Raw genomic sequence first — 21,284 nt, 5'->3', positions numbered from 1 at the left:
AACACTTATATTTGCATTCAAAATTAGGTCCTCTTCATGAGCAAATTAGTAATTGTTGGTACGGTAGCGTTTGATGCCATAGAAACACCATTTGGTAAAACCGATAAAATTTTAGGTGGAGCAGCTACTTTTATAGGTCTTTCTGCTTCTCATTTTGATATTGATGCAACCTTAGTTTCTGTTGTAGGGGGCGATTTCCCTCAAGAATATTTAGATTTACTAGCTAACAAAAAACTTGATACCTCAGGTATCGAGATAGTAAAAGACGGTAAGACATTTTTCTGGAGTGGTCGTTATCATAACGATATGAATTCTAGAGACACCTTAGTTACTGAGCTTAATACGTTGGCTGATTTTAATCCTGTTGTTCCAAAAAATTATGTAGATGCCGATATAGTTATGTTAGGTAACTTGCATCCGCTTGTACAAGCTAGTGTTTTAGACCAAATGACTGTAAAACCAAAGTTGGTCATTCTGGATACTATGAATTTTTGGATGGATTGTGCTCTAGACGATTTACTAAATGTTATAAAGCGTATTGATGTTATCACTATAAATGATGAAGAAGCAAGGCAATTAACCGGAGAATACTCATTAGTAGTTGCCGCTAGAAAAATTCATGAAATGGGACCAAAATATGTGGTAATTAAAAAAGGAGAACATGGTGCATTATTATTTAATAATGATAATGTGTTTTGTGCCCCAGCATTACCACTAGAAGAAGTTTTTGATCCTACAGGGGCAGGGGATACTTTTGCAGGAGGATTTGCAGGATATCTGGCAAAAACAAAAGATATTTCATTCGAGAATATGAAAAATGCAGTAATATATGGCTCAACCCTAGCATCATTTTGTGTGGAAAAATTTGGTACAGAGCGTATGCAACATTTATCTAGAAAAGAAGTTGAAAAGCGTTTGCTTCAATTTAAACAGCTTACGCAATTTGAAATACAATTAACATAAAAATGCACACTCTAAACGAGTGTGTTTTTGTTTTACATATTGATTAGTTCCGCGAAAGCGAGATAAAACAACAAATACAAACATGAGCGATGCTTTAAAACATGAATGCGGAATTGCACTCATTAGACTTAAAAAGCCATTAGAATTTTACAAAAAAAAATACGGCAGTGCATTTTATGGTGTAAATAAAATGTATCTGATGATGGAAAAACAGCATAACCGTGGACAAGATGGAGCTGGTTTTGCAAGTATTAAGCTGGATGTTAAACCAGGACAACGTTACATAAGTAGAGTGCGTTCTATTGCACAGCAACCCATTCAGGATATTTTTGATCAGATAAATAAGCGTATAAATACTGAATTTGAAAACCATCCAGAATATAATGAGGATGTAGCACTTCAGAAGAAAAATATTCCCTATATAGGTGAGTTGTTTTTGGGGCATGTACGTTATGGTACTTTTGGAAAAAACAGTGTAGAAAGCGTACATCCTTTTTTAAGACAAAACAACTGGATGCACCGTAACCTAATTATGGCTGGAAACTTTAACATGACTAATGTAAAAGAGCTTTTCCAGAATTTAATAGAGCTAGGTCAACATCCTAAAGAGTATACCGATACTATTACGGTAATGGAAAAAATAGGTCATTTTTTAGATGACGCTGTAAGTAAAATATACAAAGACTTAAAAAAAGAGGGTTACAATAAACAACAAGCCTCTCCATTAATTGCAGAACGTCTAAAAGTTTCTAAAATATTAAAACGTGCTGCGAAAAACTGGGATGGAGGTTATGCTATGGCAGGATTAATTGGGCATGGAGATTCATTTGTTTTACGAGATCCAGCTGGTATAAGACCTTGTTATTATTACAGTGATGATGAAGTAATCGTTGTAGCTTCAGAACGCCCTGTAATTCAAACTGTATTTAACGTAAAGTTTGAAGATGTAAACGAGTTGCCTCCAGGTCATGCCATAATTACTAAAAAATCGGGAGATTTTTCTATTAAAAAGATATTAGAGCCACTTGAAAGAAAAGCATGTTCTTTTGAACGTATTTATTTCTCAAGAGGAAGTGATGCTGAAATTTACAAAGAGCGTAAGATGTTAGGTAAATTATTAATGCCTAAAGTATTGGAAGCTATTGATGGAGATTTAAAGAATTCTGTATTCTCATATATACCAAATACTGCCGAAACATCTTTCTTTGGTATGATTGAAACTGCAGAATCTGAATTGAATAAATTAAAAACTTCAACCATTTTAAATGGAAGACGTAATATTTCTGCAGACGAAGTTACCGAGATTCTTTCTGAAAGAATTCGTGTAGAAAAAATTGCAATTAAAGATGTAAAACTAAGAACATTTATTACTGAAGATAGTAGTCGAGATGATTTAGTAGCACACGTTTACGATATAACTTATGGTGTTATAAAACCAAATGATAATTTGGTAATAATAGATGATAGTATTGTACGAGGGACTACACTAAAAAAGAGTATCCTTAAAATGCTTGATCGTTTAGAGCCAAAACGTATTGTAGTAGTTTCGTCTGCACCACAAATTCGTTATCCTGATTGCTATGGTATAGATATGGCTCGATTAGAAGATTTAGTAGCCTTTAGAGCTGCATTAGCTTTGTTGAAAGATCGAGGTCAATATCATCTAGTAGAAGAGGTATATAATAAGTGTAAGGCTCAAGAAAATTTTGAAGATAAAAATGTTCAGAATTATGTAAAAGAAATCTATGCGCCGTTTACAGATGAAGAAGTCTCTTTAAAGATTTCTGAGTTGCTTAGTGATGATTCAATAAAAGCTGAAGTAAAAATATTGTTTCAACCTGTTGAAAACCTTCATAAGGCGTGTCCACTCAATTTGGGAGACTGGTATTTTACAGGTAATTATCCTACTGATGGAGGTAATAGAGTGGTAAACCGAGCATTTATTAATTTTTATGAAGGCAATAAGGAAAGAGCTTATTAATTCAATTCGATAATTTACTTACGGTTAAACCGTAAAAGATGCGTTTTGTCTGATAAATGAGCAATTCATCTAATAAATATTCTGATTATCTTAAATAGATATAAATTGGTCTTACCATAACATAAGTAGGTTAAGTTCATGGTAGATTTGGGGCAAAAAAAGGTGAACAACTGTTCGCCTTTTTTTATACATTTTTCTTAAGAAAAGAGAATTGTATTATAAGGCATTTACAAATTTTATATCGTTTAGTAATACCATTCATCCGCATTTATTTACAGTATTTCTTTTAAGCCAATATATAAGCAGTTCAGCCAAAATATTTTTGTAAGCTCTAGCTGGAGTATATCTTTGAACCACCATAACATAAGTAGGTTAAGTTTATGGTAGATTTGGGGCAAAAAGGTGAACTTAAAAAAGTTCACCTTTTTCATTTTCCATGCTCATGAAAATGGGAAGCTCTTTTTTAGTATTAAATTCTACATTTTATAAATAGTAAAGCAGCTTCAAATTAAAAATACTTTGGCAAACTAGTACACTAGAAATAGAAGCAGCATCTTTTTATTTTTTAATGCCTAGAACTTACAAGAAATCCTTTTTTGTAATATAGTAGATTACCTGTATAGGAATTACAAAACCAAAAGACCTGCCTGCTGGCTGCCAGGTATAGAGAATAACTAGACCCGACCTTAGGAGAGTAACGCCCATAAAAAAAGCAAATCCATTTCTGAATTTGCTTTAGACTTAAGATTTTGTACAAATTATTTTGCTTCAGCGTATCTTCTTTCAACCTCATTCCAGTTAATTACACTAAAAAATGCTTTAATGTAATCTGGACGACGGTTTTGGTAGTTTAAATAGTACGCATGTTCCCAAACATCAATACCTAAAATAGGTGTTCCGCCACAGCCAATTCCTGGCATTAAAGGATTATCTTGGTTTGCAGTAGAGCAAATTTCTACTTTACCTCCTTTTTGAACACACAACCATGCCCAACCTGATCCAAATTGAGTTGCAGCAGCCTTAGAAAATGCATCTAGGAAGCCGTCTTTAGATCCAAAAGCTTCTTCAATAGCATCTTTAAGATCTCCCGAAAGATACCCACCGTCATTAGGATTCATAACACTCCAAAACAAAGAATGATTGTAAAATCCTCCTCCATTATTTCTAACTGCTCCGTTGCTCATATCTAAATTAGTAAGAATGTCTTCAATAGATTTCCCTTCTAAGTCAGTACCTTCAATGGCAGCATTTAATTTACTTGTATATCCTGCGTGATGTTTAGAATGGTGTATTTCCATTGTTCTCGCATCTATATGTGGTTCTAACGCATCGTAAGCGTAGCCCAATTCTGGTAATTCAAAACCCATAATTATTTATTTAAAATATTATTATTTAATTTCAACAAAGTTAGACATAAAAGGTATCAATTAAAAATAATAAATCGTTATGAACTCATTGAGAGTTTTTATCTTGTAAGCAAATTTTAAGTATGAGTACACCTAGTGATTTTACTATTTACAATGCTTCAGCAGGTAGCGGTAAAACCTATACTCTTGTAAAGTCTTACTTAAAATTAGTTTTAGGAACTAAAAGCCAAGATCTTTTTAAACGTATTTTGGCAATTACCTTTACTAATAAAGCTGTAGCTGAAATGAAAGGGCGTATTATTGATACATTGAAAGTATTTTCAGATGAATCAATTTTAAAAACTTCAGATAATGAAATGTTTAATGACTTATGTCAAACATTGGACTTGTCAGAAAAAGCACTTTACCAAAAATCAAAAACAGTTTTAGATACTATTATTCATAATTATGCAGCTTTTGATATTTCTACTATAGATGGTTTTACACATAGGATTATAAGAACCTTTGCTTACGATTTAAAGTTGCCCTTAAATTTTGAAGTTGAATTAGACCAAGATGTATTACTAAATGAAGCTGTAGATAGTCTAATAAATAAAGCAGGAACGGATGTGCAACTTACCAATATTTTGGTAGACTTTGCCATTGAAAAAGCTGATGATGATAAAAGTTGGGATGTTGCATTAGATTTTAACAAAATAGCAAAACTGTTATTAAGTGAAAATGACTTGCCTTATATTAAGAAACTTGAAGATAAAACGCTTGAAGATTTTAGAGTGTTAAAGCAAGTTCTAAAAGTAAAAGTCTCTGAAGCTGAAATAATTATAAAAAAAAATGCTGAAAGTACTTTAGATTTGATTGAACAAGCTGGTTTAGAGCATTCTGATTTTTTAAGAGGTACACTCCCTAATCATTTTAAAAAAGTTGTAAAACTAGATTTCTATCGTTTATACGATAATAAACTTGAAGAAAATATTTCGGAAAGAAAAAGTATTTATAATAAAACTTTAGATCCTGTTTTAGCTAGTACGATAGATCAAATCCTTCCAGAAATAGAACTATTTTACAAAACAATAAAGGCAAATGTATTTCATCTTAAATTTTTAAAAGCATTTTATAAAAATATAACACCACTATCTGTTTTAAATGTTATTCATAAAGAATTGGCATTGATAAAAGAAGACCAAAATAAAATGTTGATCTCAGAGTTCAATAGTATTATAAGCGAAGAAATTAAAGATCAACCTACTCCTTTTATTTACGAACGTATTGGCGAGAAGTTTAAACATTATTTTATTGATGAGTTTCAGGATACTTCAATAAAGCAATGGGAAAATTTAATGCCGCTTATCAATAATGCACTTTCTGCTGAAAGTGGAAGCACTATGTTAGTAGGAGATGCTAAACAGGCTATTTACCGTTGGAGAGGAGGGAAAGCAGAACAATTTATTGATTTGTTTAATAAAACAGTACAGCCATTTTATATAGAACAGAAAGTAAACTGTTTAGATACTAATTACAGGAGTTCTCAAAAAATTATTGAATTCAACAATAGCTTGTTCTCATTTATTTCAAAAACTGTATTTCAAAATTTAGACTATGTAAACCTTTATGAAAAAGCGCACCAAAACACTCATATAGAAAACGATGGTTATGTTGAATTATCTTTTTTAGATATCGAAAAAGATGATGATAGAAACGATAAATACTGTAACGCATTATTAAACACTATTAATACCTGTATTTTTAAAGGATTTCAATTTTCAGATATTACAATCTTAGTCCGATACAAAAAAGAAGGAATTGCCGTTGCTAATTATCTCAGTGAAAATAATATTCCTATTTTATCATCAGAAACTTTATTAATAGTTAATAGTCAAGAGGTTAATTTTATAAACAATATTTTAAAGCTCTTATCGCAACCAGAAAATAATGAAGTAAAAATTGAAGTATTAATATATTTAGCAAAACTACTAAAGATTGTTGATGAGCATAAGTTCTTTTCTACATATATCAACTTATCAGTAACCATGTTGTTTGAGTCTCTAGAGCAATATCATATCTACATAAACTACAATAGCTTAGTACAACTGCCTTTATATGATTTAGCTGAATCTATAGCTAGATGTTTTAATTTAACAATAGCCCCAAATGCATATATTCAATATTACTTAGATATAGTGCTTGATTTTTATCAAAAAAAGGGTTCAGATATGGCGGCATTTCTAGAATACTTTGATAAGAAGAAAGAGACCCTTACCATTATTTCCTCTGAAGGACAAAATGCTGTGCAGATAATGACTATTCATAAATCTAAAGGGTTGGAGTTTCCTATAGTTATTTTTCCTTTTGCAGATTTAAATTTATATCAAGAGATAGAACCTAAAGAATGGTTTTCCTTAGATGATAAACAGTACAATGGTTTTGAATATGCATTGCTAAATTTTAATAATGATTTTGAATATTTTGGGAATCAAGGTGTAGAAATTTATAAGAAGCACAAAGCAGAACAAGAATTAGACAATATTAACTTATTATATGTAGCACTAACTAGGGCTGAGGAACAACTTTACATAATATCTAAAAACGATGAGAACTTAAAAGAAGAGTCAAAAAACAAGAAATACTCCGGATTACTGATAAATTTTTTAAAACAAAAAAAATTATGGGATCCATCAAAAACTCTCTATAGTTATGGTAATTTTAAAACAGTTATCACTAAAACTGAAGAACAGCAAATAGTGCATCAGCAGAATACTTTTATTTCAAATCCTAAAGAAAATCTAAATATTACAATAGTTACAAAGTCAGGAATGTTATGGGATACACACCAAGAGAATGCTATTGAAAAAGGGAATCTAGTTCATGATATTATGGCAAATATAAAAACCAACAATGATGTAGAAGTAGCTGTAAATCAATTTTATATTTCGTCAGAAATAACAGAAATTCAAAAGAAAACTCTTGAAAACATTATTAAAACAATAATAGAGCATCCTAAACTTAAAAAATACTACAGTTTAAAATATTTAGTGATTAACGAACGAGATATAATTTCAAGTTCTGGAAAGATATTAAGACCTGATAGATTGGTTTTAGATAAAGAAAATAATACCATTACAATCATTGATTATAAAACAGGAGAAGAACATCACAAACATAAAAATCAATTAGATAAGTATGAAGCTTTAATCAAAGATATGGGATATTTGGTGGCAGAAAAAATACTTGTTTACGTTAATGATGATATTTTGGTAAAAAGGTTTTAAAGTTTATTTTCCTTTATTATACCCATTAACAAAAAATGTTATCTAAAATCATTTTGAAATACCTATGAATAAAGGTAATCTGCATTTTTTTTATATATTTGTCTTTGTTAATAACATTTAACAACTTACTTTTGTTCACAATTAACACTTAAAAATTAAACTTTTGAATATGAAAAATCTTAGCCGATTATTGTTCGCTATGTTGTTTGTACTAAGTTATAGCAACATAAATGCGCAAGACAAAAACAACCCATGGCAAATTACTATTGGGACAAATGCAGTTGATGCATATCCATCTGGTGATGGAGGGAACTTTAGTGAAACTATTTTTGATGAATTTGCTAATGCTAGTGATCACTACAACATCTTGCCATCCCTATCTACTGTTTCTGTTTCTAAGTACGTTGGAGATGGTTTCTCTTTTGGAATAGCTGGATCTTTAAATAAAATAGATAAATGGGGAGATGCTACTGATGCAAACGGAGTTAAATTACTTCCAGAACAGACTAATAATGTTGATGATTTATCATATTATGGTATAGATGGAACTATTAAATATGGTATCGGAGAAGTCTTAGGATGGGGTACTTTTGATCCTTATGTTGGTATCGGTGGTGGATACACATGGATTGACGAAGTTGGAGCTGGTACACTAAATGGAACATTAGGTTTTAATGTTTGGTTTAGCGACAATATTGGTTTAACAGTACAAACTGCTTATAAGCATGCATTCGAAGATTATTTACAAACTCACTTCCAACACACTGCTGGACTTTCAATTAGATTTGGAGGTACAGATACTGATGGTGATGGTATTTACGATAAAGATGATGCGTGTCCAGATGTTGCTGGTTTAGAAGCATTCAATGGATGTCCTGATACTGATGGAGATGGTATTGAAGATAGTAAAGATGACTGTCCTAATGAAGCAGGTGCAGCTGAATTTAATGGATGTCCTGATGGAGATGGAGATGGTGTTGTTGATAAAGATGATAACTGTCCTACAGTCGCTGGTTTAAAAGCTTTAGCTGGTTGTCCAGATGCTGATGGAGATGGTGTTACTGACGCTGATGATAAATGTCCTGAGCAAGCAGGTCCTGCCGCTAACAAAGGATGCCCATGGCCTGATACTGATGGTGACGGTGTTTTAGATAAGGATGATAAGTGTCCAGATGTAAAGGGAACTGTTGCTAATAACGGTTGTCCTGAAGTATCAGAAGAAGTTCAAAAAACTTTAAATGAGTACGCTAAAACTATCTTATTTGATACTGGTAAATCTAGTATAAAAGCTCAATCTGAAGCTGTTTTAGCTGATATTATAGCTATCCTAAAAGAATACCCAACAGCTAAGTTTACTGTAGAAGGGCATACTGATAGTGTAGGTAGTGAAAAATTAAACCAAAGATTATCTGATTCTAGAGCTAATTCTGTAAAAGAATACTTAACTAGCCACGGAATAGATGCATTCAGACTTTCTGCTCTTGGATACGGTGAGTCTAAGCCTATCGATACTAACAAAACTAGAAAAGGTAGAGCTAACAACAGACGTGTTGAAATTAACTTAGCTAAATAAGAGCGAGTTACTTTATAAAATAATAAGTTGAAAAAACGCTTCGGTAATCCCGAAGCGTTTTTTATTTTTATACATCTATGACCTCGTTTATTTTTGATGTTTTAACAGACCTGCAAGAAAGTAATTATAACTTATCAGAGTTAACTTTTGTACTCCCCAGTAAAAGAGCTGGATTATTTTTAAAACACGAAATATCAAAGACCACTAGTCAGCCTATTTTTGCTCCAGAAATTTTAAGTATTGAAGAATTTGTTGAAGAATTGTCTCAACTTAAAAGTGTTACAAACACAGATTTACTTTTTGAATTTTATTCTACATATCAAAAACTTACAGATGAATCAAAACAGGATACATTTGAATCATTTTCTAAATGGGGACAACTGCTCTTACAAGATTTTAATGAGATAGACCGCTATCTTATTCCCCAACAGCAAATCTTTGATTATTTAAGTGCAATACAAGAAATTAATCATTGGTCGTCTGAAAATAAGCAAACAGAATTTATTAAAAACTACTTGTCATTCTGGAATAAACTTAGCAGTTATTATGAAGATTTTACAACCTCATTAGTAAACAATGGCATTGGATACCAAGGTTTGATATATAGAGAAGCAGTAGAAAATATTGAATCTTTCGTTCAAAATACTAACAATAACAAGTTAGTTTTTTTGGGCTTTAACGCTTTAAACAAAGCAGAGGAAACTATAATTCAAGAATTACTTCAAAATGATTTAGCACAAATTTATTGGGATATAGATAAGGTGTTTTTAGATAGTGATAAGCATGATGCAGCACTTTTTACTAGAGCACATAAAAACTGGGTGTATTTTAAAAATCATCCTTTTAAATGGCCTACAGATAATTATTCTAAACCAAAAAAAATATCTGTCTTTGGAGTACCTAAAAATGTAGGACAGGCGAAATACATTGGGGAATTACTTCATGATATAAGAGCAGAAAATAAAAATTTGCAAAGCACAGCAGTTGTTTTAGGAGATGAAAATCTTCTAATCCCTGTGTTAAATTCACTACCTTCAGATATTGAAGCATTAAATATTACCATGGGATTTCCACTAAAATCCATTCCCTTAGCTTCTTTATTTGAAAAATTATTTCGTATTCATAAAACAAAATCAAATAGTTTCTATTATAAAGATATACAATCTGTTTTGTCTCATCAATTTATAAGATTATTGCTTAATACTAGCGGTAAAGATGTAGCAGATAAACTTATACTATATATCAACAATAATAACCTTAGTTATATTTCAACTGAAAAATTAAAAACTATAGTTCCGAATTATAGTGATACAATTGATTTGTTATTTTCAAACTGGGATGCTTCAATCAATAATATATTGTCTAAATGCTCTGCTTTAATCTTAGCCATCAAAAAGAGATTGGATATTAACAAGTCTTCAAACCGATTGTCTTTGGAATACCTGTATCGTTTTAATGTTTTATTTAATGAAATAACACGCTTAAATTCAGATTATAAGCATATCAAAGATATTTCAGCATTACATAACGTTTATAAAGAATTATTACAAAATGAAACACTTGATTTTCATGGGGAACCTTTAGAAGGTCTGCAGATTATGGGTATGTTAGAATCTCGTGTTTTAGATTATGAAACTGTTATTATTTCATCCGTAAACGAAGGTGTTTTACCATCAGGAAAGAGTAATAATTCATTTATTCCGTTTGATGTAAAATTGCAAAACAACCTTCCTACTTATAAGGAAAAAGATGCAGTATATACCTATCATTTTTATCGGTTACTACAACGGGCAAAAAACGTTTATATTCTCTATAATACTGAGGCAGATATACTTACTGGAGGTGAGAAAAGTCGTTTTATTACGCAATTAGAATTGGAAGGTATACACACTATTAATCATAAAACTATCATTCCTAGAGTACCTAAAATTGAAAAGACTACAGTTGAAATAAAAAAAACAAATAGCTTATTACAAGATATTTATAAGGTTGCAAAAAAAGGATTCTCACCTTCATCTTTAACAAATTATATAAGAAACCCTATCGATTTTTACTACCAGAAGATTTTAAAAATACGGGAGTATGATGATGTTGAAGAAATTGTAGCTTCAAATACTTTGGGAACTATTGTACATAATACCCTTGAAGATTTTTATAAACCTTTTATTGGACAGATTCTAACTGTAGATACTATAAAAAGTTTGAAACCTAAAATTGAAGAACAAGTAACCTACCATTTTAAAAATGAATACAAAGAAGGCGACATAACAAAAGGGAAAAATCTAATTATTTTTGAAATAGCTAAGCGTTATGTTTTAAACTTTCTAAATACTGAAATAGAAGCTTTGAAAGCAGGGAATGAGATTAAAATTATTGAAATTGAAGCTAATAATTCCATAGAAATTGTAATTCCTGAGCTTGATTTTCCTGTTAGAATAACTGGGAAAGTAGACCGTGTAGATCAATATAATGGAGTTATTAGAATTATTGATTACAAAACAGGTAGTGTTCAACAAAATCAAGTAGAAATTGTAGATTGGGAGGACATAACAACAGATTATAAGAAGTACAGTAAAAGCTTTCAGGTGTTAACATACGCTTATATGATGTGTAAATCCAAACAAATAGAGTTACCTATTGAGGCGGGTATAATTTCCTTTAAAAATTTAAATTCAGGATTTTTAAAATTTGCAAAAAAAGAAAGTACGAGAGGCAAAAAAGATACATTAATAACAAATGAGACTATTCTAGCATTTGAAAACGAATTAAAGGCGCTTATTGTAGAAATCTGTAATCCTGATATTGATTTTACCGAAAAAGAAGTTTAGTTATGAATATTATAAAAAACAGTAGTGTTGAAGGAAAGCATTCAAAACCTATCTTAACTGATGTTTTCTACCAAGAAAATGAAAAGCCCAAACCAATTGTTGTTTTTTGTCATGGTTACAAAGGCTTTAAAGATTGGGGCGCTTGGGATTTGATGGCTAAGTCTTTAGCAAATAACGGTTTCTTTTTTATAAAATTTAATTTTTCACATAACGGTGGCACAGTAGAACAACCTATTGATTTTCCCGACCTAGAGGCTTTTGGAAATAATAATTATACCAAGGAATTAGATGACTTGGCTTCAGTAATTGATTGGATTTATAATAATTCTGATTTTAAATCTGAGGTTGATTTAGACAATATTAGTCTAATTGGTCATAGTAGAGGTGGAGGTATAGTTACTATAAAAGCAGAAGAGGATGATCGGATTTCTAATGTTATAAGTTTAGCTGGAGTTTGCGATTACGGTAAAAGAAGCTCTACTATTGGCGATTTAAAGCAATGGCAGAAAGATGGTGTAAAATATATTTTAAATGGACGTACAAAACAGCAAATGCCTCATTATTACCAATTTTATGAAGATTTTATTGAAAATGAAGAACGTCTCACTATAAAACGTGCCGTTTCAAACCTTAAAACCCCATATCTTATCATTCATGGCGATGCAGATACTAGTGTTTTATTAGATGAAGCACATAAATTACATCAATGGTATCCTAAAAGTGAATTGAAAATAATTAAAGGAGCAGACCATGTGTTTAATACGAAACACCCTTGGTATGATCAAAAAATGTCGAAAACATTAGAAAGTGTAATTGTGATAATAAGTGATTTTATAAAGTAACACCTTAAGTTTGAAAGCTTCAAATTTTTCAATTTTAAATAGAGAAAAGCAAATTGCTAAATTACATACTGAAACGTTTGATTTGGTTATTATTGGTGGAGGTATAACTGGTGCAGGTATCGCCTTAGATGCAACAGCAAGAGGATTAAAAGTATGTCTTGTTGAAAAAAATGATTTCGCCTCTGGTACTAGTAATAAATCTACCAAACTCATTCACGGAGGCTTACGCTATTTAAAAAACTTTGAAATAAGCTTGGTTAGGGAGTCCGGTTCAGAACGTGCTATCGTACACAATTTAGCACCGCATTTAGTTTCTCCACAAAAAATGTTACTACCATTAATTGAAGGTGGTACATACGGCAAGCTTATGACTGCTATAGGCTTAAGAGTTTATGATTTTTTAGCTGATGTAAAAAGTACAGACAGACGAAAAATGCTAAACAAAGAAGAAACTTTAAGTAAAGAACCATTACTAGATAAGCAAACTGTAATTGGTGGCGGACTTTATGCGGAATACAGAACCGATGATGCTAGATTAACAATTGAAATTTTAAAAAAAGCAACACATTTAGGAGCTACTATTGTTAACTATTGTGAAATGACATCATTTAATTATGATACGCAAGCAAAAATTGAAAGTGTTAATTGTAAAGATGCAAATACGAAAACACTATTTACAATAAAAGCTACAAATTACATTTCTGCTGCGGGCCCTTGGGTTGATACTATTAGAAAGAAAGATAACTCAATTACCAAAAAGCGGTTACATCTAACAAAAGGAATACATCTGGTATTCCCTTTTGAAAAATTACCCGTAAAACAATCTATTTATTTTGATGTATCAGATGGCAGAATGGTATTTGCTATACCAAGAGGTAGAGTAACCTATGTAGGAACTACAGATACAGATTATTCAGGTAGTTTAGATCGTGTAATTGCCACTAAAGCAGATGCTAATTATCTCTTACAAGCCGTAAACAATATGTTTCAAACGGTTAACTTAACATTGAATGACATTGAATCAAATTGGGCAGGGTTAAGACCTCTTATTCATGAAGACGACAAAACTGCTTCAGAATTATCTCGAAAAGATGAAATTTTCATCTCCAAGAGTGGTTTAATATCTATGGCAGGAGGTAAACTAACAGGTTATAGAAAAATGGCGTACCGTGCATTAGATGCCGTTTTTAAAACATATAAGCTTAAAGATGACACATTAAAACTTAATCAGCCAACTACTGAAACGATGCCTTTGGTTAATCCGCCTCTTAAATCTGAAGATGAGGTAAGAGCATATCAGCAAAGTTTAGAAAAACAGTTATTAAAGCTAGGAGTAAAGGACCATTATTATGCTTGGTATTTATGCAGTTCTTATGGTAAGCAAGCAGATATTATTATTAAAAAATCAAATGAGTTTGAAAATAGTGATAGTTTAGAACGTTTGATACGTGCAGAACTATGGTATAGTGTGCATTGTGAATTGGTAAATGGTTTAACCGATTTTTTTGTTAGACGTACAGGCAGACTATATTTTGATATTAAGAGTGTCAAATACTATAAAAACTGCATTGTAAGAGATATGTCAGAATATTTAAGTTGGGATGCTAACAGAATAAAAACCGAAGAAGAAAAACTTAATCTAGCACTTAAAGATGCCACTACGTATTATAACGAGGACTTTAAATAAAAAAGCAACACCCTAAGATGTTGCTTTTTTGTGGAGAAGATCGGATTCGAACCGACGACCTCTTGACTGCCAGTCAAGCGCTCTAGCCAACTGAGCTACATCCCCGTTTTTTATTTCAACCCACTCAACACCAATACAGGAATACTACTATGAAAATCCTTTTTCAAAATAGTATTCTTTTCCCATTTCTTTGCGAAGAAGCCTCTTTTTCGTCTTACAACACATAACATACTAGGGTTATGTGATTGAAAATGCTCTAGTACTCCTTGAAAAGTAGTTGCATTCTCAGTTTTAGTAGTTTTATTAATGATACTTTTTAAATCATCATTAACAATAAAATCTACCTCTTTATGATATTTGGTTTTAACTAATAATAAATCTACAATAGAACTAAATTTATCTTGTATCTCCTTAAGCGGTTTTAACACATTATCTTTTCTAATAATTGCAGATTTTATTGCCATCAAAATATTTGAAGGAACAGAAAACTTATAACCTTCAGGTACAATCAATGTTGGCACATCCATTTGCTTAATTATTTTTCCAGAGGTTCTTCCTAAATATACCTCTTCTCTTATAGATGTTGTTTTAGGCTCAATCAATACCAAGTCCACATCAGCAGCCTTACAAGCAAGCTCTAAAGTATCTATTAAATCTCCCTTTAAGGTTTTTACAAAAACATCAACATTTTTCTTGTCAACTTGGGCTACCAAACCATTCAAAAAACCCAAACTTTCACGTTCAATGATTTGATCTACCTTTATCATTGTTCCAGCCTTAGTAAATACATTATAAACCTGAACAACAAACACCTTTGCTCCAAAAATTTCAGCAAAATCTATAGCATATTGTAAATGACTTACTGCATTTTTTGACGAACCTACAGGAACTAAAATATTTTTCATCTTTTTTGAAAGTTAAAACTTAAATTTACAATAAAATTTTGTGGCAAAAGTAAAACAATTAATGATACGAAAAGGTATTCTTAACGATATAGATACTATTTTAAATCTCACAAAAGCATGTGCGGTTCACATGATACAACAAAACATTTTTCAATGGAATGAATTTTATCCAAATGCAGAGGCTTTTAGAAAAGATATAAAACGTAGTGAATGTTATGTTTTAGAGATTGAAAACAACATTATTGGCTGTATTACTGTTTCTACTTTAATGGATGAAGAGTATATTCCAGTAGAGTGGCTTACAGCAAATAAAAATAATATTTATATACACCGTTTAGCTGTGCACCCAAAACACCAAGGTAAAGGGTATGCGCAAGAATTGATACAATTTGCAGAACAATATGCAAAAGAAAACAAATACCAATCAATACGGCTAGATACTTTTTCACAAAACAAAAGAAATGTAAAGTTTTACGAACTTCGTGGCTATAAAAAACTAGGCGATATTTACTTTCCTAAACAAAGCAAATACCCCTTTCACTGTTATGAATTAGTCTTGTGAAGAGTAATATAAGCCTAAAATACATCAATAAATTAGCTGTTCCTGCACTTATCTCAGGAGTATCAGAACCTATATTATCTATTACGGACACTGCGATAGTTGGAAATATCAATATAAATCCGGTAGAGTCTTTGGCTGCAGTGGGTATCGTTGGTACATTTTTATCTATGCTTATTTGGATTTTAGGGCAAACCCGTAGTGCTATATCAGCTATTGTTTCCCAATATTTGGGCGCAGATAATTTAGAAGCTGTGAAAAATCTACCGGCACAAGCTATTTTTATTGTAACATCCTTAAGTGTTTTAATAATTATTGGCACCTATCCATTTACAAATCAAATATTCAGACTATACAATGCATCAGGTCTCATTTTAGATTATAGCATTATTTACTACCAAATTAGAGTATTTGGGTTTCCCTTTACGTTATTTACCATTGCAGTTTTTGGAACGTTTAGAGGATTGCAAAACACCTATTACCCCATGATAATTGCCATTATTGGTGCAGCTACAAATATTATTTTAGACTTTGTTTTAGTGTACGGCATTTCAGGATATATCCCACCGATGAATATTGAAGGCGCTGCTTATGCTAGTGTAATTGCTCAAATACTTATGGCGTTATTTTCAGCATATTTCTTGTTGAAAAAAACTACTATTTCACTAATGCCAAAATTTCCTTTTAATAAAGAAATTACTAGGTTTTTACTGATGATTCTTAATTTATTTATTAGAACCCTAGCTCTTAATATTACACTATATTTTGCTACCCGATTTGCAACGGGGTATGGTAAAAACTATATAGCAGCCTACACTATTGCTATAAACCTATGGTTTCTTGGCGCATTTATTATCGATGGATATGCAGGAGCAGGCAATATTATGTCAGGTAAATTATTTGGCGCAAAAAATTACAAAGACTTAGTAACCCTCAATAAAAAACTAATAAAAATAGGAATAATTGTAGGTAGTATTTTAGCCATCTTTGGATGTGTTATCTATAAACCTATTGGTCTACTATTTACAAAAGAACCTGAGGTTTTAGAACGTTTTTACAGTGTATTTTGGATAGTACTCATCATGCAGCCTATATGCGCTGTAGCCTTTATCTTTGATGGTATTTTTAAGGGGCTTGGAAAAATGAGCACACTAAGAAACGTACTTTTAGGTGCCACTTTTTTAGTGTTTATTCCAATACTATACACTTTAAATTATTTTGGCTTTAAACTCAACGGTATTTTCATAGCATTAACACTTTGGATGATAGCTAGAGCATTACCACTATTAATTTATTTCAATAAACAATTTATACCGCTCACTAAAAACAACTAACTTTACAGTATCCCTTTTAAGAATTTAAAATGCTGCTTAACATATTACAAACCACCAACATTGAAGAAAAATTAAAAGAAGCGCCAGATAGTAGTTATGAAATTGGTGTATTTTTAGGTTCAATGATACCTTTTGTAGTACTGGTTATTATTGCTTATATGATTTACTATTACAATAAAAAGCGCAATTCTAATACATAACAAGGGTATTCTGAATTTCCTGAAAGTTAATAGTCTTGTTTTCTCTTATTTTAATATTAATAATCGGTTATTTTATAGATATAAAACGTCTTAAATATTATATTTGCCAACCAATAATTTACAAATGAGTAACATACGCATTACCAAACAATTTTCTTTTGAAGCTGGGCACGCCCTTCATGGTTACGATGGCAAATGTAAAAATATACATGGCCATAGTTATAGTCTTGAAGTAACCGTTATTGGTAAACCTATTACAGATACTTCACATGTAAAACACGGTATGGTTATAGATTTTGGCGATTTAAAAAAGATTGTTAAAACTGAAATTGTTGATGTTTTTGATCATGCTATTGTATTTAATCAAAATACACCACACGCCGATCTTGGTAGAAATTTAGCAGCCGAAGGACACAATGTTTTATTGGTAGATTATCAACCTACCAGTGAGATGATGATTATAGATTTTGCAAAAAAAATTCAAGCATACTTACCAGAAAACATTAAGCTTCACTCTTTAAAATTAAGAGAAACAGCTACAAGTTATGCAGAGTGGTATGCAAGTGACCAAGATTAGTTTTTTTGGGCGCTACCCACAGGGGGTCGGGCCTGCCTGCCGGTAGGCAGGCTTTCACTACTCAATCCCTCCTACGTCGGGGATTTCAAACAAGCCGTTCAATCCCTAGCGCATTATCTGCTAAAGTTCTGCTTTACCTAAAGTTCTTCTGTCTTCCGTATAAAACAACTATATTTATATCGCATAAATAACCAAAATAAAATACGCATAGCTTCAAATAATTGATACTCAAAACTCATATTAAAATATTTCATGTATTCGTAATAGTTTTTACAATGTTTAGTAATGCCCAAAACTACACAGCTTTAGATACAACAAGCTATGATAAAACTAAAACATTAAAAAGTACATACGAAACTAAATTTGAAGCGTATAATAAAACTATATCTCAAGGCTACTCTGGGAAACTTAAAAAAGAGATTATTCGCCTTCTTGAAGAACGACAAACAGAGATCTTAAAAATGTTTTCAGATAAAAGTTTGTTGTTCAATAATGAATTTAATGAATTCTTGGAGAAATCATTAGATACGATTTTAATATATAATCCTGATATAAAAGAAGATTATACACTCTTATTATCAAAATCGCCCTCTCCAAATGCATTTAGCATAGGTTACAATACTGTAATGGTAAATATGGGGTTATTTAAATACCTAGAAAATCAATATCAGTTGCGTTCTGTTATTATGCATGAATTAGCGCATGATATGAAAAAACACAATCTCAATACTATTATAAATATTGCCAAAATAAATTTGTCTAACGATTCAAAAAAAGCACTTGAGGACATTAATAGTGCAAAATATAATAAGGGTGGTTTGGCTTTCAAAAGAATGAAAGAACTATTGATTAGCCAAAGTCAAAAAAATCAAAAAGAAGAATTAGAAGCAGATTCGTTAGGGTTTGTATTGTATAACAATACTAAATGGCCAAAACAATCTTTTGCTAATTCTTTTCTTAGACTAAAAGAATTTGAAGATGCTTCAAGTTTTGTTTTAGATTCCACTATATATTATCGTTTGTTTCATTTAGAAGATCAACCATTTAAAGCCAAATGGTTAAAAAAAGAAGATTTTAGTGCCTATAATTATAGTCATTTTAAAGAAAAAATTAGTGCAGATTCTATAGCCTCTCACCCTGAATTAACTAATAGAATTTCCAAAATAAGGTCTTTTATGCCTAAAGACTACGATTCTACAATCGTTAAACCTAACGAAGGCTTTTCAAAATTGCAGTATAAAGCAGTATTTCAACAAGTGGCAAATCTATTTGATTTAAAAGAATATGGAGCTAGTTTATACTCTACACTTATATTATTAGAAAGCTATCCTGATAATGCGTATTTGTTAAAATATATAGGTCTAAATTTTAAGGAGATACATAATGCGCAAAAAACATATACACTAAACCGCTATGTTGAAAAGTTAAATCCGCAAGAACAAGGTGAGAGTTATAATCAGTTCTTAAATTTTATATGGAATTTAAGGCTTTCAGAAATGAAGAACATAGCAGATTATTACACTTCAACTTACCCCTAATAATTAATTTTTTCTAACCTTATTTTATTGTATTTTTCTTCTTTAGCATTAAATTCTGCTAAAAGCACATAACCTTCTTTAGCTAAAAAAGGAATAATATTATAATCTTCAGATGTTATGGGTAGCGTTTGGTGTCCAAACTTACCATCTATATAAGTTATAATACCTAGTATCCAATTTCTGTCTTTAGTTACAGCATCTTTTTTATAATCACGATAAAATATAATAGAACCACCATCAACTTCCTGTGAGAACAAATAGTCTATATTGCTTGAATAAGTCTTAGATTTATCTTTCACTATAATAGAAGCATCAGCGAGCTTAAAATCTTTGTCAAACATAAAGAATACATAATCTGTAGTAATTATTTTTCCATTAGGTTTTGTTTTATATTTTTCCGTTAGAATTCCAATATCTCCATTTTTAAGGAAAAAATAATTCAATAATCGTAATCGTAATCCGTTTTCAACTAATCCATTTCTTTTAATCTCAATAAATTTAGAAGCATCTTCCCATCTAAAAGTCTCACTTTCTCTAGAATCATCGTTTTCAATATTAAACTTGTTAAAATTAAACCCCAAAAAGTAATAACCAGAAATAACAGAGGATAAAATGGTTAACCTTTCATTTTCTAAATTAAAGTAATCTTTATATCTATAATCGTTATTTGTGTTATATGAAAAAGAACGTTTTTGTTCTCCATTTTTTAAATCATATATAAAAATATCTGATAAATCTTCATTTTTTTTGGTGTGATAACGTATCATACCTATATTATCTTTTTCCTTATCTAGAAATAACGGATAATGGCCTATGTAATCATTTTTAGCAGCTTTTAATAGTGGTATATCCCACTTTGTTTCTTCATCATCTACAAACGAAAGAGATTTATCATATTTATTCTTTATATACTTTTTCTTTATCTCTCCTCCTTTATTTAAAACTACTTTATGTTTTTCATCATTATATGAAAACAACGTTTTGTGTAATTCTAAAGAATCCTTTTTTTCTTTTGAATAATCATTTTCATTATCAAGCTCTTTTAATCTTCTTTTGGTAAATGTTTTTGCTAAACTATCTAAACTAATTGTTTTTCGTTTCCCTTTTTTATCATAGTAATAAGCAGGTAAAAGTGTATTATCTTTTAAAACTAATTTTTGATATACTCCAAGAAAATTAAATGAGCTAAAAACAGCTGTAGAATACACAGAATTGTAAATTACTAAGGTGTCTTGCTTTTTAAAAACTCTTAATCTAGATGATGCTTTGCGAGGTGCTATCAATTTTTTAAATGTACCATTTGCAAATTTGTTTAAGTTTTTATCTAATAAGATATATTCAATTTCTTCTAAATTCTCAGAAACTTCTCCGTTATTGTATAGAGAGTAATAACCATAAACATCATCTGTTTCAGTACAAATGTAACATGTGTTTTCAGGATCATAATTATTATAAAGAATATTAAAATCAATAAAAGTCCCGTTAGCTAGATTAAATAAATCTTGTGATTGTGAGTTTGCTATAAAAACAGTAGAGACATAAAAAAGTACTAAAATGAAGTTTCTCATATAATAGATTGGTAAAAGTTGCCACTTATAATATATAAGTATACACAAATATATAAAAGCACATTTATTATAGAGATCAAACTTGTTATATTTACA

15 protein-coding genes and 1 tRNA gene are annotated in these 21,284 nt (G+C 30.8%); 12 read left to right on the top strand and 4 right to left on the bottom strand.

All coding sequences use genetic code 11. The features are described 5' to 3' along the window. The first annotated feature begins 36 nt into the window (after nucleotides 1-36). Nucleotides 37-963, top strand: a complete 927-nt coding sequence (locus EYD46_RS13885; protein WP_130937776.1) for a PfkB family carbohydrate kinase — start codon at nucleotides 37-39, stop codon at nucleotides 961-963. An 82-nt stretch (nucleotides 964-1,045) separates the two neighbouring features. Further along, nucleotides 1,046-2,944, top strand: coding sequence for an amidophosphoribosyltransferase (locus EYD46_RS13880; protein ID WP_130937775.1), 1,899 nt, complete (start codon nucleotides 1,046-1,048; stop codon nucleotides 2,942-2,944). Nucleotides 2,945-3,702: 758 nt separating this feature from the next. Here the strand turns inward: EYD46_RS13880 and EYD46_RS13875 are convergent. After that, entirely contained in the window at nucleotides 3,703-4,311 is a 609-nt protein-coding gene (locus tag EYD46_RS13875) for a superoxide dismutase (protein ID WP_130937774.1), read from the bottom strand. 122 nt (nucleotides 4,312-4,433) lie between these two features. Here EYD46_RS13875 and EYD46_RS13870 point away from each other — a divergent pair, with 122 nt between their 5' ends. The 5 genes from EYD46_RS13870 to EYD46_RS13850 all read left to right on the top strand — a co-directional run bounded on the left by EYD46_RS13870 (nucleotide 4,434) and on the right by EYD46_RS13850 (nucleotide 14,507). After that, entirely contained in the window at nucleotides 4,434-7,577 is a 3,144-nt protein-coding gene (locus tag EYD46_RS13870; RefSeq protein WP_130937773.1) for a UvrD-helicase domain-containing protein, read from the top strand. Between the two features lie 169 nt (nucleotides 7,578-7,746). Then, nucleotides 7,747-9,150, top strand: a complete 1,404-nt coding sequence (locus EYD46_RS13865; RefSeq protein ID WP_130937772.1) for an OmpA family protein — start codon at nucleotides 7,747-7,749, stop codon at nucleotides 9,148-9,150. A 77-nt stretch (nucleotides 9,151-9,227) separates the two neighbouring features. Then, nucleotides 9,228-11,978 carry a PD-(D/E)XK nuclease family protein gene (locus EYD46_RS13860; protein WP_130937771.1) on the top strand — a complete coding sequence of 917 codons (2,751 nt, stop codon included), beginning with the start codon at nucleotides 9,228-9,230 and terminating at the stop codon, nucleotides 11,976-11,978. A gap of 2 nt (nucleotides 11,979-11,980) precedes the next feature. Next, a complete protein-coding gene (locus EYD46_RS13855) occupies nucleotides 11,981-12,820 on the top strand; it encodes an alpha/beta hydrolase family protein (protein WP_130937770.1) in 840 nt (279 codons plus the stop codon). 10 nt (nucleotides 12,821-12,830) lie between these two features. Beyond that, on the top strand, nucleotides 12,831-14,507 hold the full coding sequence (locus EYD46_RS13850) for a glycerol-3-phosphate dehydrogenase/oxidase (protein ID WP_130937769.1): 1,677 nt from the start codon (nucleotides 12,831-12,833) through the stop codon (nucleotides 14,505-14,507). Nucleotides 14,508-14,538: 31 nt separating this feature from the next. Here EYD46_RS13850 and EYD46_RS13845 read toward each other — a convergent pair. Beyond that, nucleotides 14,539-14,612: transfer RNA gene (locus tag EYD46_RS13845), tRNA-Ala, on the bottom strand. A 5-nt stretch (nucleotides 14,613-14,617) separates the two neighbouring features. Then, nucleotides 14,618-15,412 carry a universal stress protein gene (locus EYD46_RS13840; protein WP_130937768.1) on the bottom strand — a complete coding sequence of 265 codons (795 nt, stop codon included), beginning with the start codon at nucleotides 15,410-15,412 and terminating at the stop codon, nucleotides 14,618-14,620. A gap of 61 nt (nucleotides 15,413-15,473) precedes the next feature. Here EYD46_RS13840 and EYD46_RS13835 point away from each other — a divergent pair, with 61 nt between their 5' ends. The 5 genes from EYD46_RS13835 (at nucleotide 15,474) to EYD46_RS13820 (ending at nucleotide 19,620) form a co-directional block, all read left to right on the top strand. Beyond that, nucleotides 15,474-15,974, top strand: coding sequence for a GNAT family N-acetyltransferase (locus EYD46_RS13835; protein ID WP_130937876.1), 501 nt, complete (start codon nucleotides 15,474-15,476; stop codon nucleotides 15,972-15,974). Then, on the top strand, nucleotides 15,971-17,305 hold the full coding sequence (locus tag EYD46_RS13830) for an MATE family efflux transporter (RefSeq protein ID WP_130937767.1): 1,335 nt from the start codon (nucleotides 15,971-15,973) through the stop codon (nucleotides 17,303-17,305). The genes EYD46_RS13835 and EYD46_RS13830 overlap by 4 nt, the downstream gene beginning before the upstream one ends. Nucleotides 17,306-17,334: 29 nt before the next feature. Next, nucleotides 17,335-17,505, top strand: a complete 171-nt coding sequence (locus EYD46_RS17805) for a hypothetical protein (RefSeq protein ID WP_165454388.1) — start codon at nucleotides 17,335-17,337, stop codon at nucleotides 17,503-17,505. A 124-nt stretch (nucleotides 17,506-17,629) separates the two neighbouring features. Then, the gene (locus tag EYD46_RS13825; protein WP_130937766.1) at nucleotides 17,630-18,082 is read left to right on the top strand and encodes a 6-pyruvoyl trahydropterin synthase family protein; all 453 of its coding nucleotides are present in this window, start codon (nucleotides 17,630-17,632) and stop codon (nucleotides 18,080-18,082) included. Nucleotides 18,083-18,357: 275 nt separating this feature from the next. Beyond that, nucleotides 18,358-19,620 (top strand): M48 family metalloprotease, encoded by a 1,263-nt coding sequence (locus EYD46_RS13820; RefSeq protein WP_130937765.1) that lies wholly within the window; start codon nucleotides 18,358-18,360, stop codon nucleotides 19,618-19,620. On the opposite strand, the gene EYD46_RS13815 is transcribed toward EYD46_RS13820, so the two are convergent. Beyond that, entirely contained in the window at nucleotides 19,617-21,188 is a 1,572-nt protein-coding gene (locus EYD46_RS13815; RefSeq protein WP_130937764.1) for a hypothetical protein, read from the bottom strand. The two genes, EYD46_RS13820 and EYD46_RS13815, sit on opposite strands and share 4 nt — an antisense overlap. Between the last annotated feature and the right edge of the window lie 96 nt (nucleotides 21,189-21,284).

Source organism: Hyunsoonleella pacifica (assembly GCF_004310335.1).
GTDB lineage: Bacteria > Bacteroidota > Bacteroidia > Flavobacteriales > Flavobacteriaceae > Jejuia > Jejuia pacifica.
This window is presented reverse-complemented; position numbering and strand designations above follow the sequence as displayed.

What these genes read in the sequence shown, in the direction of transcription:
- EYD46_RS13855 (WP_130937770.1), top strand. Translation starts at nt 11,981, where the DNA reads ATGAATATTATAAAAAACAGTAGTGTTGAAGGAAAGCATTCAAAACCT.
- EYD46_RS13840 (WP_130937768.1), bottom strand. Translation starts at nt 15,412, where the DNA reads ATGAAAAATATTTTAGTTCCTGTAGGTTCGTCAAAAAATGCAGTAAGT.
- EYD46_RS13885 (WP_130937776.1), top strand. Translation starts at nt 37, where the DNA reads ATGAGCAAATTAGTAATTGTTGGTACGGTAGCGTTTGATGCCATAGAA.
- EYD46_RS13820 (WP_130937765.1), top strand. Translation starts at nt 18,358, where the DNA reads ATGTTTAGTAATGCCCAAAACTACACAGCTTTAGATACAACAAGCTAT.
- EYD46_RS13880 (WP_130937775.1), top strand. Translation starts at nt 1,046, where the DNA reads ATGAGCGATGCTTTAAAACATGAATGCGGAATTGCACTCATTAGACTT.
- EYD46_RS13825 (WP_130937766.1), top strand. Translation starts at nt 17,630, where the DNA reads ATGAGTAACATACGCATTACCAAACAATTTTCTTTTGAAGCTGGGCAC.
- EYD46_RS17805 (WP_165454388.1), top strand. Translation starts at nt 17,335, where the DNA reads ATGCTGCTTAACATATTACAAACCACCAACATTGAAGAAAAATTAAAA.
- EYD46_RS13870 (WP_130937773.1), top strand. Translation starts at nt 4,434, where the DNA reads ATGAGTACACCTAGTGATTTTACTATTTACAATGCTTCAGCAGGTAGC.
- EYD46_RS13835 (WP_130937876.1), top strand. Translation starts at nt 15,474, where the DNA reads ATGATACGAAAAGGTATTCTTAACGATATAGATACTATTTTAAATCTC.
- EYD46_RS13815 (WP_130937764.1), bottom strand. Translation starts at nt 21,188, where the DNA reads ATGAGAAACTTCATTTTAGTACTTTTTTATGTCTCTACTGTTTTTATA.
- EYD46_RS13875 (WP_130937774.1), bottom strand. Translation starts at nt 4,311, where the DNA reads ATGGGTTTTGAATTACCAGAATTGGGCTACGCTTACGATGCGTTAGAA.
- EYD46_RS13865 (WP_130937772.1), top strand. Translation starts at nt 7,747, where the DNA reads ATGAAAAATCTTAGCCGATTATTGTTCGCTATGTTGTTTGTACTAAGT.
- EYD46_RS13860 (WP_130937771.1), top strand. Translation starts at nt 9,228, where the DNA reads ATGACCTCGTTTATTTTTGATGTTTTAACAGACCTGCAAGAAAGTAAT.